This is a genomic window from Ruegeria sp. YTSA072 (genome assembly GCF_059610285.1).
Genome location: NZ_JBXWNI010000004.1, coordinates 85,064 through 101,200 on the forward strand (window position 1 = coordinate 85,064; position 16,137 = coordinate 101,200).

General features: G+C 58.9%; 18 protein-coding genes. 10 read left to right on the forward strand and 8 right to left on the reverse strand.

Translation table 11 applies throughout. The features are described 5' to 3' along the window. Positions 1-3: 3 nt before the first annotated feature. From mobA to AC2FIB_RS09340, 3 genes are read left to right on the forward strand one after another with little or no spacing between them, the layout of a single operon-like run. Positions 4-648, forward strand: a complete 645-nt coding sequence (gene mobA, locus AC2FIB_RS09330; RefSeq protein WP_496841962.1) for a molybdenum cofactor guanylyltransferase MobA — start codon at positions 4-6, stop codon at positions 646-648. Beyond that, positions 645-1,136 (forward strand): molybdopterin-guanine dinucleotide biosynthesis protein B, encoded by a 492-nt coding sequence (gene mobB / locus AC2FIB_RS09335; RefSeq protein WP_109312935.1) that lies wholly within the window; start codon positions 645-647, stop codon positions 1,134-1,136. The genes mobA and mobB overlap by 4 nt, the downstream gene beginning before the upstream one ends. Further along, entirely contained in the window at positions 1,133-2,398 is a 1,266-nt protein-coding gene (locus tag AC2FIB_RS09340) for a molybdenum cofactor synthesis domain-containing protein (protein ID WP_496841963.1), read from the forward strand. Before mobB ends, AC2FIB_RS09340 begins: the two co-directional genes overlap by 4 nt. On the opposite strand, the gene AC2FIB_RS09345 is transcribed toward AC2FIB_RS09340, so the two are convergent. The 3 genes from AC2FIB_RS09345 to AC2FIB_RS09355 form a co-directional block, all read right to left on the reverse strand. Next, the gene (locus AC2FIB_RS09345; protein ID WP_058273571.1) at positions 2,399-3,391 is read right to left on the reverse strand and encodes a hypothetical protein; all 993 of its coding nucleotides are present in this window, start codon (positions 3,389-3,391) and stop codon (positions 2,399-2,401) included. It lies immediately after the preceding gene. Between the two features lie 14 nt (positions 3,392-3,405). Beyond that, positions 3,406-3,876, reverse strand: coding sequence for a transcription elongation factor GreA (greA, locus tag AC2FIB_RS09350; RefSeq protein ID WP_109313008.1), 471 nt, complete (start codon positions 3,874-3,876; stop codon positions 3,406-3,408). Positions 3,877-4,117: 241 nt separating this feature from the next. After that, positions 4,118-4,498 carry a VOC family protein gene (locus AC2FIB_RS09355; protein WP_496734310.1) on the reverse strand — a complete coding sequence of 127 codons (381 nt, stop codon included), beginning with the start codon at positions 4,496-4,498 and terminating at the stop codon, positions 4,118-4,120. A gap of 88 nt (positions 4,499-4,586) precedes the next feature. On the opposite strand from AC2FIB_RS09355, the gene soxR reads away from it, so the two are divergent. The 4 genes from soxR (at position 4,587) to AC2FIB_RS09375 (ending at position 9,452) form a co-directional block, all read left to right on the forward strand. Then, the gene (gene soxR, locus AC2FIB_RS09360) at positions 4,587-5,042 is read left to right on the forward strand and encodes a redox-sensitive transcriptional activator SoxR (RefSeq protein ID WP_496734311.1); all 456 of its coding nucleotides are present in this window, start codon (positions 4,587-4,589) and stop codon (positions 5,040-5,042) included. A 135-nt stretch (positions 5,043-5,177) separates the two neighbouring features. Continuing rightward, positions 5,178-6,824, forward strand: coding sequence for an electron transfer flavoprotein-ubiquinone oxidoreductase (locus AC2FIB_RS09365; protein WP_496734312.1), 1,647 nt, complete (start codon positions 5,178-5,180; stop codon positions 6,822-6,824). Positions 6,825-6,928: 104 nt separating this feature from the next. Further along, complete coding sequence (locus tag AC2FIB_RS09370) at positions 6,929-8,641, forward strand: tetratricopeptide repeat protein (protein ID WP_496734313.1); 1,713 nt, start codon at positions 6,929-6,931, stop codon at positions 8,639-8,641. Beyond that, entirely contained in the window at positions 8,631-9,452 is an 822-nt protein-coding gene (locus AC2FIB_RS09375; RefSeq protein WP_496734315.1) for a 4-(cytidine 5'-diphospho)-2-C-methyl-D-erythritol kinase, read from the forward strand. The genes AC2FIB_RS09370 and AC2FIB_RS09375 overlap by 11 nt, the downstream gene beginning before the upstream one ends. On the opposite strand, the gene AC2FIB_RS09380 is transcribed toward AC2FIB_RS09375, so the two are convergent. After that, on the reverse strand, positions 9,445-10,443 hold the full coding sequence (locus AC2FIB_RS09380) for a polyprenyl synthetase family protein (protein ID WP_108860731.1): 999 nt from the start codon (positions 10,441-10,443) through the stop codon (positions 9,445-9,447). The genes AC2FIB_RS09375 and AC2FIB_RS09380 overlap by 8 nt on opposite strands. A gap of 56 nt (positions 10,444-10,499) precedes the next feature. Here AC2FIB_RS09380 and AC2FIB_RS09385 point away from each other — a divergent pair, with 56 nt between their 5' ends. The 3 genes from AC2FIB_RS09385 (at position 10,500) to AC2FIB_RS09395 (ending at position 11,771) form a co-directional block, all read left to right on the forward strand. Further along, complete coding sequence (locus tag AC2FIB_RS09385) at positions 10,500-10,715, forward strand: putative signal transducing protein (RefSeq protein ID WP_037316655.1); 216 nt, start codon at positions 10,500-10,502, stop codon at positions 10,713-10,715. Then, a complete protein-coding gene (locus AC2FIB_RS09390) occupies positions 10,712-11,485 on the forward strand; it encodes a tRNA1(Val) (adenine(37)-N6)-methyltransferase (RefSeq protein ID WP_496734316.1) in 774 nt (257 codons plus the stop codon). The genes AC2FIB_RS09385 and AC2FIB_RS09390 overlap by 4 nt, the downstream gene beginning before the upstream one ends. A 121-nt stretch (positions 11,486-11,606) precedes the next feature. Then, a complete protein-coding gene (locus tag AC2FIB_RS09395; RefSeq protein ID WP_082637184.1) occupies positions 11,607-11,771 on the forward strand; it encodes a YdcH family protein in 165 nt (54 codons plus the stop codon). On the opposite strand, the gene yddG is transcribed toward AC2FIB_RS09395, so the two are convergent. From yddG to AC2FIB_RS09415, 4 genes are all read right to left on the reverse strand, one after another. Then, a complete protein-coding gene (yddG, locus tag AC2FIB_RS09400) occupies positions 11,768-12,634 on the reverse strand; it encodes an aromatic amino acid exporter YddG (RefSeq protein WP_496734317.1) in 867 nt (288 codons plus the stop codon). The two genes, AC2FIB_RS09395 and yddG, sit on opposite strands and share 4 nt — an antisense overlap. After that, a complete protein-coding gene (locus tag AC2FIB_RS09405; RefSeq protein ID WP_496734318.1) occupies positions 12,631-13,578 on the reverse strand; it encodes a transcriptional regulator GcvA in 948 nt (315 codons plus the stop codon). The genes yddG and AC2FIB_RS09405 overlap by 4 nt, the downstream gene beginning before the upstream one ends. Positions 13,579-13,881: 303 nt before the next feature. After that, positions 13,882-14,604 carry an acetoacetyl-CoA reductase gene (gene phbB, locus AC2FIB_RS09410; RefSeq protein ID WP_496734320.1) on the reverse strand — a complete coding sequence of 241 codons (723 nt, stop codon included), beginning with the start codon at positions 14,602-14,604 and terminating at the stop codon, positions 13,882-13,884. A 187-nt stretch (positions 14,605-14,791) separates the two neighbouring features. Then, positions 14,792-15,967 (reverse strand): acetyl-CoA C-acetyltransferase, encoded by a 1,176-nt coding sequence (locus AC2FIB_RS09415; protein WP_109312924.1) that lies wholly within the window; start codon positions 15,965-15,967, stop codon positions 14,792-14,794. Positions 15,968-16,137 lie beyond the last annotated feature (170 nt).

Here is a 16,137-nt window from a genome sequence, read left to right on the forward strand (position 1 = left end):
GCAATGAACACCCCTTTGGGCGTAATCCTCGCAGGCGGCCTCGCCACCCGTATGGGCGGCGGCGACAAGGGTCTGTTGCAGATCGGGGGCCAAAGCCTGCTGTCTCATGTCATTGACCGGTTTGGCCCGCAGGTCGACGGTCTGGCGCTGAACGCCAATGGCGACCCCGAACGGTTCGCCGATCTGAACCTACCGGTTCTGCCCGATACCATCGAAGGGTTCGCCGGGCCTTTGGCGGGTGTGCTGGCGGGGCTCGACTGGGCTGCTAAGCAAGGCGCCGACAGCATAGTCACAGCCGCTGCTGATACGCCGTTTTTTCCACGCGATCTTGTGGCGCGGCTGACCGACGCTGCCCAAGGGCAAACACATCCTCTGGTGCTGGCCACCACGCCGCGCACCGGGGATGAAGCGCTAAAGTCCGGCGGCGGCAAGCGGGTCAACAAGCATCCGACATTTGGGCTCTGGCCTGTCGCCCTGCGCGATGATCTGCGGGATGCATTGAATGACGGGCTGCGCAAGGTTGTGCTGTGGACCGACAAACATGACGGTCGTGAAGCTTTGTTTCCCGCGGAACCTTTCGATCCCTTCTTCAACGTCAACACGCCCGACGATTTGGCGCGGGCGCAAAAGCTGCTGGAACAGGCATGAGGGTCTTCGGCGTCACCGGCTGGAAAAACGCAGGCAAGACCGGCCTAGTGGAGCGGTTAGTGACCGAGATTACCGGGCGCGGCTTTTCAGTTTCGACGGTCAAACATGCCCATCACGCGGTCGATGTCGACCAGACCGGAACCGACAGTTTCCGCCATCGAGAAGCCGGTGCGTCCGAGGTGCTATTGGCATCCGGCAAGCGTATTGCCGTGATGCAAGAACTGCGCGGGGCACCTGAGCCGCCTTTGGCTGATCTTCTGGCTCGGCTGCTTCCGGTCGATCTCGTACTGATCGAAGGTTTCAAACGAGAAAGCCACCCCAAGGTCGAAGCGTTTCGTGCCGAGGCCGGCAATGCGTTGATGGCCCCGGAAAACAGTACGATCCGCGCTGTCGCCAGCGATACGCCCCTGCAGGTACAGGTTCCGGTGTTTGATCTGGACAACACCGCCGCAGTCGCGGATTTCATCTTGAAAGAGGTCGGATTATGACGCCGCCAAATATCACGCCTCCGCCCCTGCGAAATGATTGTTTTGCCTTGCCTGCCGGGGTCAACTGGACACCAGTGGACGACGCGCTGGCCTTGTTGCGATCTCGGTTGACGGTGGTGACTTTGGTCGAAACGGCTTTGATCGGGCAGGCTGTGGGGCGGATACTGGCAGAAGACGTTTTTGCGAAACGTTCAAACCCACCGCAGCCAAACACGGCCGTGGATGGTTATGGGTTTTCCGGGGCCGCCCCCGTGGGTCCCCAAGTGATGCCGCTGCAGGATGGGCGCGCTGCGGCTGGTATTCCGTTTGATGGCGCGGTGCCACACGGCAAGGCACTGCGCGTGTTGACCGGCGCAGCGCTGCCTACCGGTGTGGATACGGTCATACTGGAAGAAGACGTGACCGTTCAGGATGGTCACATCGCCTTTCACGGCCCGCTGAAACAGGGCGCCAATACCCGCAAAGCTGGCGAAGACGTGGCCGAGGGCGATTTGGTTCTGCCTACCGGGCGCAGATTGACCCCTGCTGACATGGCCCTTTTGTCGGCCACCGGGATATCCGAGGTCGCGGTACGCAAGACGCTGCGCGTTGCGGTTCTCTCGACCGGGGATGAGCTGGTCGAGCCTGGAAACTCTGCCGGACCCGGCCAAATATTTGACGCCAACCGTCCGATGCTGTTGTCGATGATCGCGCGACTGGGCTATGAGCCGGTGGATATGGGGCGCGTGTCCGACGACCGGGAAGATCTGCGTTACAGGCTGGACAAGGCGTCAGAACAGGCCGACGTCATTCTGACCAGCGGCGGCGCGTCCGCCGGGGATGAAGATCATGTCTCAGCCCTATTGCGAGAGGCCGGTGCGATGCAGGAGTGGCGCATTGCGCTAAAGCCCGGCCGCCCATTGGCGCTGGGTATGTGGAACGAAACGCCCGTATTTGGCCTGCCGGGTAATCCCGTCGCAGCCAAAGTCTGTACGTTGATCTTTGCCCGACCTGCACTGGGTCTGATGGCGGGCGAGGGCTGGTCCGAACCGCAGGCGTTCAATTTGCCTGCCGGTTTCGAAAAACGAAAAAAACCGGGGCGGCGCGAATACTTGCGCGCCCGTGTCCGAGACGGTCAGGTCGAGGTTTTTGCATCGGAAGGATCGGGTCGTATCAGCGGCCTTAGCTGGGCCGAAGGGCTGGTCGAGATTCAGGATGGCGCATGTCACATCAGGCCGGGTGATCTGGTGCGGTTCATTCCTTATGGCAGCTTTGGGTTGTGATCAGTCAAATGTACCCGCGACGCGCCCAAGCAGCATGAAAGCGCGGGCGGTTCGTGTGTCGCCCAATGCAGTCAGGTCCGCGTCGCTGGCAACCGGTTCAAATTCAACGATCATGTGATCAAAACGGCGTAGGAAATGATGCACGGCGTCCCGGAATATCGGGTCCTGCTTCATCCGCGCTGCCGTCAGTGCCAGCGAAGACCGGTCCCTGATCCCGCCCAACGCGGCAACCGCGCGGCCGCGCGCGCCCTGTGCGAACTGTCGCCAGATTTCGGGACGCGCCATATCCGGGCGCAGATCGTCCATATAGATGCCTTCCTGGCTCAGCAGTGTAAGCACGTCCTGCGAAGCCTGCACCAGTTGGGCGGTCTTGCGATCCCGTAGCGCCAGCCTGAGGGCATCGAACCCTTCGGCGTCATCCTGTGTTTCAGGAAAGTTCAGCGCCCGAATGAAGGTATCGGTCGTCAATGGCGGCGCGATATCTTCGGCCGGAGTGCCCAGTTCCAAAGATGTCTGGTCGCCTGTGGCAACTGATGCTTCGCCGCGAACCGGCTCGGTCCGTTTCGACGAAAACGTCGCCAGCGCGGTTTCTGCTTTTTTGGCGGTCTCGGCGATTTCGTCCAGCTTTTTGCTGACACCGGGTTCTTGCAAACTGGCGGCGCGCTGTTGCTGAATCACGTAAGCCTGACGGATTGCATCTATTGCGGTCTGCAGCCGGGCGCTTTCCTCGCGCATGACGCGGCTGGCGCGCATAGCCATAGCGGCGACCCAAATCATCGCCACCGGCATGAAAACAGCCAGCAGAGTCACGACGAATCCGCCGCCATCGACCTTGTCGGGAAGCACCAGAAACACAATCGACACGATCAGCCAAACCACGCTAAGCGCGACGGCAACGATCTCGATCTCGGTTACCGAAGGATGCGAAGGCTTGTCATATATCCCCAAAGGGGTTGGCCGTTCGGGATCTTGTTCGGGATTGGGCTCTGACATGGTCAAGGCTCCGGTCAGGCATACTCGATACTTAGAACTTCATAGGACCGCACACCGCCGGGGGTGCGTACTTCGACACTGTCGCCTTCTTCCTTGCCGATCAATGCCCGCGCGATGGGGGATTTGATATTCAGCAGGCCTTTTTCAATGTTGGCTTCGTATTCGCCAACAATCTGCCAGGTCTTTTCCTCGTCAGTGTCTTCATCCACCAGGGTGACCTTTGCGCCAAATTTGATCGCGCCGTTCAGTTTGGCGGGGTCGATCACATCGGCCAGCGACAGAATGCCTTCCAGCTCTTTGATGCGACCTTCGATGAAGCCCTGCTTTTCGCGGGCCGAATGATACTCGGCATTCTCTTTAAGGTCGCCCAGCTCGCGCGCTGTTGCGATGGCTTCGATGATCGCCGGGCGCTCGACGGACTTGAGGTTTTTGAGCTCCGCCCCAAGCGCGGCATTACCCGCAGGCGTCATTGGAATTTTTTCCATGTTCTTGTCGTCCACGCATAAATTGGTTCGCCCCGCCGCATGAGACACGCGTCGGGGCGATTTGATGGGTCGTCAATTAACTGACCCAAATGAGGCGTGAATTGCAAGGGGGCTCGGTCGCACAACGCGCGGATTACGGCCTATGGTGTTCGGGAAAAGTCTGAATCGCCAATACCCTGCCACGCTCGTGGCGCTCGGGGCATTGGCGATGAAGAATCTATCGGGTGTTTCCCAGAACGCCTTAATCGTAGCTAATCACTTCGAATTCGATGTCATTGTCGTCATTGAAATAGAACCGCCGACCCGGTTCATAATCAGCATGGGACTTGGGCGTAAAACCGGCGTCGATCACCTTTTTCTCGATCGCGTCGATGTCTTCGACCAGAACACCCACATGGTTCAGCCCGCCGACGATGTCATAGCTGCTTTCCCCGGACGGTTGTGGATCGCTGGGCGCGTAAAGCGCCAGATAGGTGTGCTTGGAGCCCACGTGGACCGTGTAGCCGCCTGCAATTGCCGGGCCTTCCCAGCGTGTTTTCCAACCAAATACCCTGTGCATCCACGCAGCCGAAGCTTGCGGGTCGCGAACGGTGAAATTGGTGTGTTCAAGTGTCGCCATCATGGGATCTCCTTCGTGTTTTGAGGCTTGTCCCGACTCACCATAATTCCTAAACCTAACTTTAGATCAAGGGATTTTTCAGGAGGATGTGATGGCGGCTTCGGAAGGGTTGGCAATTGGCGCATTGGCCCGGCGCACAGGCTTGGCCGTTTCGGCGATCCGGTACTATGAGGCGCAACGTCTGATATCGCCCTGGCGCAATGCGGGCGGGCAGCGGCGGTATCAGCGCGCAGAAATCAGACGCCTAAGTTTTGTGATGATTGCACAGCAGTTCGGTTTGACTCTGCCCGAGATCCGCGAGGTCCTGTCTGGCCTGCCCGGAAACCGCACGCCAACACCAAAGGATTGGCAGGACATCAGCAAGGGGCTGAGGGCCCATCTGGACCAGCGAATCGATACTCTGACGCGTTTGCGCGACAATTTGGATGGCTGCATCGGCTGCGGATGTCTCAGCCTGCCGAAATGCGCCCTCTACAACCCGGATGACCGCGCAAAATCCAATGGTAGCGGTCCCAGGTACCTGATGGGGGACTCACCCGAGGCATAACTGCCGCATTGCAGCAAAGTTACGCCGTGTTTTGATTGACCAAGGTGTTTGCGACCATGTAATCAGCCGTGAAACAAAATTGCGCAGAGCATGCAGTGAAAGCGCCAATTCGGAAAGTTAGCTAGGGAGCCCGCGATGGCCGAGATTGAACGCGAAGCGATGGAATACGACGTGGTGATCGTGGGTGCAGGCCCCGCGGGCCTGTCGGCGGCCATCCGTCTGAAACAGCTGGATGCCGACCTGAACGTCGTGGTTCTGGAAAAGGGCTCGGAAGTGGGCGCACATATCCTGTCGGGCGCGGTTCTGGACCCTTGCGGGCTGGACGCACTGATCCCGGACTGGAAAGAAAAAGGCGCGCCGCTGAACGTGCCGGTGCATGAAGATAACTTCTACATGCTGGGCGAGGCGGGTAAGATTCGCATTCCCAACTTCCCAATGCCGCCGCTGATGAACAACCACGGCAACTACATTGTTTCGATGGGCAATGTCTGCCGCTGGATAGCTGAACAGGCGGAAGAGCTGGGCGTGGAAATCTTCCCCGGCATGGCGTGTTCGGAACTGGTGTATGGCGACAATGGCGAAGTCAAAGGCGTCGTCGCCGGTGTCTTCGGCCTAGAGCCTGATGGATCATACGGGCCGCAGACCGAGCCGGGTATGGAACTGCATGGCAAGTACGTCTTCCTGTCGGAAGGTGTGCGCGGTTCGCTGTCCAAGGAAGTCATCGCCAAGTATGACCTCTCTGCTGGCAAAGAAGTGCAGAAATACGGCGTGGGCATGAAAGAGATCTGGGAGATCGACCCGGCCAAGCACAAGGAAGGCTCGGTCACGCACACCATGGGTTGGCCGCTGGGCAGCAACGCGGGCGGCGGGTCATTCATCTACCACCTTGAAAACAATCAGGTCTACGTCGGTTTCGTGGTTCACCTGAACTACAAGAACCCACACCTGTACCCCTACATGGAATTCCAGCGTTTCAAGCACCACCCGATGGTGGCCGAGCTGCTGAAAGGCGGCAAGCGCGTCGCTTACGGCGCCCGTGCGATCACCGAGGGTGGTTATCAGTCAATGCCCAAGCTGGTGGCGCCGGGCGTGGCTCTGTTGGGCTGTTCCGCAGGCATGGTCAACGTGCCGCGCATTAAGGGCAACCACAACGCGATGTTGTCGGGCAAAGCGGCGGCTGAAGCGGCGTTTGACGCCATCAAGGCCGAGCGTTCGGGTGATGAACTGACCGCCTATGAAACCGACGTGCGCGAAGGTGCAATCGGCGCAGACCTGAAGAAGGTGCGCAACGTTAAGCCGCTGTGGTCGAAATACGGCCTGACCGCCAGCCTGATGCTGGGCGGCATGGATATGTGGACTAACACGCTGGGCTTTTCGCTACTGGGCACGCTGGGCCACGGAAAGAACGATGCTGAATCGACCGAAGAGGCCAGCAAGCACAAGCCCATCGATTATCCAAAGCCCGATGGCAAGCTGTCCTTTGATCGTCTGACCAACGTGTCCTTTGCGATGACCAACCATGAGGAAAGTCAGCCTTGCCACCTGAAGCTGGCCGATCCGGAAATCCCGGTCAAAGTAAACTTGCCCAAGTTCGACGAACCGGCGCAGCGCTATTGCCCGGCCGGTGTGTACGAGATGGTCGAGGATGAAGATGGCGCGCGATTCGTCATCAACTTCCAGAACTGCGTCCACTGCAAAACCTGCGACATCAAGGATCCCAGCCAGAACATCACCTGGACCACGCCGCAGGGCGGGGATGGACCGAACTATCCCAACATGTAAGCGAAAACACGGGCAATGGCGGGGTCGTGAAGGCTCTGCCATTGCCTCTTTCCGGTCAAAGCCCTAGCTTGTTGTCCAGTCAACGATAGCAAGGCAGGATTTTGGTGGCTTCCCTCGTTCGTCGCGCGGCATTTGCCGCGCTGTTAACCTCGTCATTTGCATTCCCGGCGCTGTCGGACTCTGGCTCTGGGTCGTATCTGGCCGGGCGTCAGGCGATTTATCAAAGCGATTATATTTCTGCCGAGAAATATTATGCGCAGGCGCTGCGCGCCGACCCTGAAAATGGCAAACTTCTGGAAAACGTCGTTGTAGCGCGTCTTGCATTGGGTGAGATTGAGCGCGCGCTGCCGGTTGCGCAGTCAATTGAGGCGCTTGAATTGCCAAGTCAGGCGGCAATGATGGTCATCATGGCCAACCTGATTGACGACGGAAAGCTAGATGAGCTGCTTGCACGTGATCCTGAAACCCAAGGCGTTGGGCCATTAGTAGATGGCTTGGTTCTGGGTTGGGTCTATGTGGCGCAAGGCGCCATGACCAAAGCGATGGAAAAGTTCGACGAAGTCGGCACCCAGGAGGGGCTTCTGGAATTCGCGCTTTACCACAAGGCGTTGGCGCTGGCGTCGATTGGTGACTTCGAAGGGGCCGAAGAGATTTTTGCGGCAAACAACGGCGCGGTGTCGCGGTTCTCGCGCCGGGCGGCCTTGGCCCGGACCGAAGTATTGTCGCAGCTGGACCGCAACGAAGACGCCCTGCAATATCTGAAAGACGTTTTCGCGGCGGGCAGCGACCCATCCATCGAAGGTTACGTGGCGCGTTTGAAGGCGGGTGAAACGTTGCCGTTTACGCACATACAGTCGGCGCAGGATGGTATGGCTGAAGTGTTCTTTTCTGTAGGTGCCGCGCTCAGCAGCGAGGCATCCCAGGACTATGTACTTCTCTATGCCCGGATTGCCGCGTTTCTGCGCCCGGACCACGTGGACGCAATCCTACTAAGCGCCGAGTTGCTGGATGCACTGGAACAATATGACCTGGCCGTCGAAGCCTATCGTATGGTGCCGTCCACCAGCAGCGATTACCACGCGGCCGAGTTGGGCCGGGCCGAGGTTCTGAGCCGATCGGGAAAAACGGACGCTGCGGCCGAAGTTCTGCAGAACCTCGCGGCGCAAAGCCCCAGCCTGCCCAGTGTGCATGTGGCCCTGGCTGATCTGCAAAGACGGCAAGAAAACTATGTCGACGCCGTTGGGACCTATGACACTGCTATCGAACTGACCGAGCAGGGTGTCAGCGGCAACTGGTTTCTATATTACGCCCGCGGTATTTCGCATGAGCGTCTCAAGCACTGGGAAGCGGCTGAGGCCGATTTCCGTCGCGCGTTGGAACTGAACCCCGATCAGCCACAGGTTCTCAACTATTTGGGCTACTCGCTGGTCGAACGGCAGGAAAAGCTGGACGAAGCACTGAACCTGATCGAACGCGCTGTCGCGGCGCGCCCCGACAGCGGCTATATTGTCGACAGTCTGGGGTGGGTTTTGTTCCGATTGGGCCGCTACGACGAAGCTGTCGCGCATATGGAGCGTGCGGTCGAACTGATGCCGGTTGATCCTGTGGTGAATGATCATTTGGGTGATGTCTATTGGGCCGTGGGCCGCGCGCGCGAAGCTGAATTTCAGTGGAAGCGTGCTCTGTCCTTTGTTGATCCCGACGACACGGATGGTGAGGCCGACCCCGAGCGCATTCGTCGCAAGATTGAGGTGGGCCTGGACGCGGTCTTGGCCGAAGAAGGCGCCGATCCCTTGAAAGTCGCCAATGGCAATTGAGGGTTTTGCGCCTGCCAAGATCAACCTGACCCTGCATGTGACCGGCCGACGCGATGATGGATATCATCTGCTGGACTCTCTTGTTGTGTTTGCAGATGTCGGGGATAAGCTGGAATTCACGCTGGGGTCAGAGCTGTCGATGTCGGTGGCAGGTGAACACGCCAAGGGCGTTCCGGTGGACGACCGAAATCTAGTCTGGAAAGCCGCTGCCGCCGCTGGATGGACAGGGCATATCAACCTGAACAAAGCGCTGCCCCACGGTGGTGGCATTGGCGGCGGATCATCCGACGCCGCAGCAACACTGCGCATGATCGCAGATCAGGGTGTGGCTATCCCCAACGAAACTGCCCTGACCCTTGGTGCGGATGTGCCGGTTTGCATGATGGCAAGGGCCACCCGGATGCGCGGCATCGGCGAGCGGTTGCAGCCGGTCTTAATGCCGCAATTGCCCGCGCTTTTGGTCAATCCTGGTGTCGAAGTCCCAACCGGCGCCGTATTCTCTGCCTTGCAGAGCCGCGACAACCCGCCTATGCCTGATGAAATCCCAGTTTTTGAAACGCCCAAGGCATGCGCGGATTGGGTGCAGGAACAACGCAATGACTTGGAGCCACCGACAAAGGGCATCGCACCCGAGGTTGCCCGGGTGCTGGATGATCTGTCGGATACGAAAGATGTTCTGCTGGCTCGGATGTCAGGTTCGGGTTCGACCTGTTTTGCGCTCTACCCGATGATGAAAGCCGCCCATTTCGCAGCCTACGAGATTGGCGCGGCGCACCCCGATTGGTGGTGCCGCGCCACGCAGCTTAATTGAGGCGCGAAACCACGTAGTCAGCCAGATCGCGCAGCAACGACCGGATCTCGTGATCCGGCAGCGCATCCAGCGCGGTCTTGGCTTTGGTGGCCCACCCAAATGCATCCGACCGTGTGGCGTCCAGCGTGCCGTATTTGTTCATCAGGCTCAGCGCATGGTCCAGATCGCCGTCTTCTTGACGGCCTCGACCAATTGTACGCTCCCAAAAGGCGTGCTCCTCCGGGGTGGCCTGTGCGATAGCCTTGATGACGGGCAAGGTCAGTTTGCGCTCGCGGAAGTCGTCGCCGACATTCTTTCCGGTCGCCTTGCTGTCCCCCTGATAATCCAGCAGGTCATCGGCAATTTGGAACGCAATCCCCAGCGCATCGCCGTATTCGTATAGCGCTTTAACCTGATCCTCAGCCGCACCAGCAATCACGCCGCCCACCTCGGTTGCGGCGGAAAACAGTGCGGCGGTCTTGCCGCGAACGACCTGCAAATAGATTGCCTCGGTAGTGCCCAGATCGGTGGCAGCGGTCATCTGCAACACTTCGCCCTCGGCGATGGTGGCAGAGGCATTGGCCAGAATGTCCAGCACCCGCAGCGATCCGGTCTCAACCATCAGTTGGAAACTGCGGGAAAACAGGTAGTCGCCGACAAGAACGCTGGATTTGTTGTCCCACAGCAAGTTCGCCGTGGGGCGGCCACGCCGCTGGGCGCTTTCATCAACGACATCGTCGTGCAACAGGGTCGCGGTATGGATGAATTCAACCGTCGCGGCCAGACGCACGTGATGATCACCCGGGTAGTCAAACATCCGGGCCGCCGCCAGCGTCAGCATTGGACGCAGACGCTTACCGCCTGCTTCAACCAGATGCGCTGTCACTTCGGGGATGCGCGGTGCGTGCTCCGAGGCCATGCGCGTACGGATCAACTGGTTTACGGCGTCCATTTCGCCGTCCAGAATCTCTGCCAGGCGCTCATGCGGTTTCGAGATCGTGTCGATGTTCATCACTCTCCTGATACAAGGCTCGACTTCCGCCTTGCCTTGCCCTTACATCCATCCCCATGAAAGAACTTTTGCGCAGCACCGATCCGACGATTCTGGCCTTTGCTTCTGCCCTTCTTGAGGGCGAGGATATAGACTGCTTTCAGATGGACGTAAATATGAGCATCCTCGAAGGAGGCATAGGAATCTTTCCGCGCCGCCTGATGGTGCGAGCCGACGACCTGACCCGCGCAGAACGAGTAATGCGTGACAACGAAATCCCGCTGGGCAGATGAACCTGTTTTCCGATAGTGAATTGACCAAAAATGACTTTCTGGGCGGGCGTGTGCGTTTGTGTCAGCCACGCGCAGGGTATCGTGCAGGTGTTGACCCGGTTCTGCTGGCAGCGGCGGTCCCGGCGACACGTGGTCACACTGTGCTGGAACTGGGCTGCGGCGCGGGTGCCGCGATCCTGTGCCTGCTGGCCCGTGTGCCGGGTCTGCAGGCCGTTGGGGTCGAGTTACAGGCAAGCTATGCAGAATTGGCACGCCGAAACGCCGCGGAAAATGACGCGCCGCTAGAGGTAGTCGAGGCCGATATCAGTGCATTGCCAGCTACGCTCAAACAGCGGCAATTCGATCATGTACTCGCAAACCCGCCTTATTACCGTGCTGGCGCGCATAGCCCGGCCGATGACACCGGGCGTAGTATTGCGTTGGGCGAGCAAACGCCTTTGGAGACATGGATTGACTGCGCGGCCAAGCGCCTCGCGCCCCGCGGGTACTTGCATATGATCCAGAAAGCCAACCGCCTTCCAGACATTCTGATGGCGTGCGAAGGGCGGCTGGGATCGGTCGAAATCCTGCCGCTGGCTGCCAGAGCCGGTCGTAAGGCCGAACTGGTAATTTTACGGGCCAGAAAGGGTGGCCGCGCCGATTTTCAGCTGCATGCGCCGGTCGTTTTACACGACGGGGATCGGCACGAACGTGATGGGGAAAGTTATACGCCAAAGGTCTCAGACGTATTGCGCGAAGGGGCCTCGCTGCCGGGGTTTTCTGATCAATAGGCATTAACCAGCCGAATTTGTCGGATTTATTACAGATTCTGTGCGTCTGCGGCGTGACAGGCTGGAAACGATGTGGTCAACTTCTTACGTGAACCTGAGACACCAACGAAGGAGTATCGCCATGAGCGTGAGCGCACATCTGACCGAACTGAAGAAAAAGCACGAAACTCTCGGTCTTGAAGTTGAACAAGCCCAACGCTCGCCAGGCATCGATGATCTCCATATTGCTCAACTCAAAAAACAAAAACTAAGGCTAAAAGAAGAGATCGAACGCCTGTCAGCCTAGGTTTTCATACTCGCCCGCGCGGCAATGGCCGCGCCGCCAGTAATCAATAGGGCCGCGATCGCCAGACCCCAGGATGGGGCGGCGATCCCGGCCACAACCAAAGCTAGCGTAGACAACAAGGGTGCCGCGTACGACGCCGTCCCCAAAAGCTGTATGTCGCCTTGCTTGACCCCAATATCCCAGACATAGAACGCCAACCCCACCGGCCCCAGACCTAGGGCGATCACTGACGCCCAGCCAAAGGCACTGTCAGGCCAGACGGTATCTTCGACAGCTAGGTGCAGCGCGGCGGACGCGATGGCAGTCGCAATGCAGAAAACGGCGACAGAGCTGGTTGGTGTATCGCCCAGCCGACGCGACAGGACCGAGTATCCAGACCATGTCAGCGCACATAACAAGGCCAACGCGTAGCCTGGCAGGTGGTCGGTCTGAAACCCGGTGCTGCCACCCCCGGCGATGATCACGGCGGCCCCTGCGAACCCAAGGCACGCGCCGAACAAATGTCCGATGCGCAGGTGTTCGCCCGGTAAAAGTCCGGAAAACAGCACAATGAGCAATGGCCAGAGATATGCGATCAGACCAGCCTCGGCCGCCGGAGCCATGCGCAGGGCCGAGAAATATAGTGCGTGATAGCCGAACAACCCGACTGTGCCGAACAGATAGGTAGTCCACGGCACGTCCCGCAATTGCCGCAACCCACCGCTGCGCCAGGTCCAGATCAGGCCAAGTGTTCCACCAATAGAAAAGCAGATTGCATTCAGCAACAGTGGCGGCGTTGGGGATGACCCGACGGTGAACAAGGCCAGCAGCGACCACAGCAAGACGGCGGCAAACCCGATGGCTGTAGCGCGCGATTTGGTCATGGGCTTTGAATCTCTTCGACCGGGATGATGTTGAAATCGTCCGAGATATGCGCGGTCTTTTCAATTTCGGCCATGAACCAGTCGCGGAAAGCGGCGATTTGGGGCCTGTTTTCTGCACCTGGCAAGCACAGAAACCGAAACCGGCCTTGTGTTTCGATAGCCGTTTTGAACGGAGCAACAAGACGCCCCTCGGTAAGGTCCTTCAAGATCATAGCCCGGCGACCCAGTACCACGCCAACGCCCGCAACCGCAGCATCAATTGCGTGGTCTGCGTTCGAAAAATGCGCCCCATGCGTTGGGGCATAATCCACTCCGACCGCGCGGAACCAGGTCGGCCAATCGCTGGGCGGTTGTAGGAACGCAATCGAATCGTCAAAGATCAATGGTGCGTCCCGCAGGCTGTCGGGGGTGGGGAATTGCTCGGCCAGATCTGGTGTCATCACCGGGGTCAGCCATTCCTTGCGAACTTGCAGGGAATACAATCCTTCATCCCCCCCGTAACCAAATCGAATGGCCACATCCACGTCATCGCGTTCAAGATCCATAATCCGCAACGTTGCCGAGAATTTCAGGTCAATCTCGGGATGCGCCCGTGCAAATTCATACAGGCGCGGTGCCAGCCATTTGGCTGTCAGCGCCGGGCCTGCTGTCACGGTCAGCGAGGTATCGTTGCCCTGTCGGCGCGCAGCTTGCCATGCCGTCTGCAGTGCGGCGAATCCTTCGGCCGCGCCGGGGGCAAGGGCGCGTCCGGCCTCGGTCAACTCAACCGCGCGGTTCAAGCGGTGAAACAAGGGCCGGCCCAGATGTTCCTCCAGTGATTTGATCTGGAAAGACAGGGCTGCCGGGGTCACGCGCAGCTCCTCTGCGGCTTTGGCAAAGGACATGTGGCGTGCTGCGGCGTCAAAGGCACGCAGGGCGGTTAGCGGGGGAAGATAGTCGCTCATCAATACGCAAGAATATCTTAACTGAAACTCAAAGAAAGCTCGTTTGCCGTCTTTCTTGATAAGGCGCATATTGGGTTCAAGTCAAACACAGCTGAACTGAAAGGAAGACTGCCATGATCGAAATAACGACCAACCCCGCAGCTGCCCGCGCCTTTCAGCGGGCCCATGCTGAACGTGGCAAGATGATCAAACACGCCCTTATGTGGCTATTCGGTTCCCGCTGAGCGCAGCGCGCGCGTTCTTACGGGATAAAAAAGGGCCGGTCCGCAATGGACCGGCCCGTTGTCTTTTCAGCGCTTCGGATCAGGCGAAGAACTGTGCTCCGTTGGCCGAGATTGTCGAACCATTGATGAACTGAGAATCGTCGGATGCCAGGAACGCCACGCAACGCGCGATTTCTTCCGGCTCGCCCAGGCGACCAGCTGGGATCTGGCCGATGATGGATTCGCGGACTTTTTCAGGAACAGCCATCACCATCTCGGTTGCGATATAGCCGGGGCAGATCGCGTTGGCGGTAATGCCTGCACGCGCGCCTTCTTGCGCCAGCGATTTAACAATGCCCAGATCGCCCGCTTTGGTCGCAGCATAGTTCACCTGAGCGAACTGGCCCTTCTGACCGTTGATCGAGCTGATGACGATGACGCGACCAAACTTGCGCTCGCGCATTCCGTTCCAGACGGGGTGCACGGTGTTGAACACGCCGGTCAGGTTGGTGTCGATCACCTGGTGCCACTGTTCGGGGGTCATCTTGTGGAACGGCGCGTCGCGAGTGATGCCCGCGTTTGCAACCACGATGTCGATCGCGCCAACCTCGGCTTCGACTTTTTCAATTCCGGCTTTGGATTCGTCGTAATCAGCGACGTTCCACTTGTAGGTGGCGATGCCGGTCTCTTCGGTGAACTTCGCGGCGGCTTCGTCGTTCCCCGCATAGGTGGCTGCAACATTGTACCCTTCGGCCTTGAGCGCCTTGGAAATTGCTGCGCCGATGCCGCGGGAGCCGCCGGTAACGAGTGCTGTACGTGCCATTTAGGAATCCTCCAATTAAAGTCGTCTTGGTAATGCTGTTACTTTGAGAGGTGATCGTGCGCAATATTGTTTCGTCATGATTCTCTAAATTCCGCGTGGCAATATCGTCGCATCTTTGGGTTAAGGACCCAATGTAACAAAAAAGGGCGCCCAAGGGACGCCCTTTTCTATTCGCTTGTCAAAGCACTTAGTCGCGCTCCACGCACAGGGCGACGCCCATGCCGCCACCGATGCAGAGGGTCGCCAGACCTTTTTTCGCGTCGCGGCGTTTCATTTCGAAGAGCAGCGTGTTCAGAACGCGGCAGCCAGACGCGCCAATCGGGTGGCCGATGGCAATTGCGCCGCCGTTCACGTTCACGATCGACGGATCCCAGCCCATGTCCTTGTTCACGGCGCAGGCCTGAGCGGCGAAGGCTTCGTTGGCCTCGACCAGATCCAGATCGTCAACGGACCAGCCCGCTTTTTCCAGTGCTTTGCGCGAAGCGTAGATTGGGCCTACGCCCATGATCGACGGGTCCAGACCGGCGGTTGCATAGGATGCGATACGGCCCAGTGGCTCGATTCCGCGCTTTTCAGCATTTTCGGCGGACATCAGCAGGGTCGCCGCCGCGCCGTCATTCAGGCCGGATGCGTTTGCGGCCGTGACCGAACCGTCCTTCGCGAAGGCCGGACGCAGCTTTGCCATCGCTTCCATGGTGGCGCCATGGCGGATGTATTCGTCAGCGTCCATCACGATGTCGCCCTTGCGGGTCTTGATGGTGAAGGGTGTGATTTCGTCGGCGAACTTGCCAGCCTTTTGCGCGGCTTCAGCCTTGTTCTGCGAAGCGACGGCGAATTCGTCCTGCATGTCACGACTGATCTGCCATTTCTCGGCGACGTTTTCAGCGGTCTGGCCCATGTGATAGCCATTGAACGCATCCCAAAGACCATCGCGGATCATTGTGTCGATGTATTTCATGTCGCCCATCTTTTGACCGGCACGCAGAGCGGCGGCGTGGGGCGAAAGAGTCATGTTTTCCTGACCACCGGCAGCAACGATTTCGGCGTCGCCCAGTTGGATGTGCTGAGCACCCAGAGCCACGGCGCGCAGGCCCGAGCCGCAAACCTGATTGATACCCCAGGCTGCGCTTTCCTGCGGCAGACCAGCGTTGATATGTGCCTGACGGGCGGGGTTCTGACCCTGAGCTGCCGTCAGCACCTGTCCCAGTATGGTTTCGCTGACTTCGCCCTTTTCCACGCCTGCGCGTTCTACTACAGCCTCCAGTACGGCGGCCCCAAGATCATGCGCGGGTGTGTTTGCAAACGAGCCGCCAAAGCTGCCCACTCCGGTGCGCGCGGCGGATGCGATTACTACGTTGGTCATTTAGACAATCCTTTACCGTCAAGGTCCTGCGGGATATTCGACGGCGCGGATCGCACAGAGACAACTCTGTGGCAGTGAGAGCGCCTCATGTTCCCCGCTCCAACTCCACATGGCATAGCGCAACGCTGCAGTTGCAGCAACGGTCAGCTTGCCTCAGGTCGGGTGTGGAC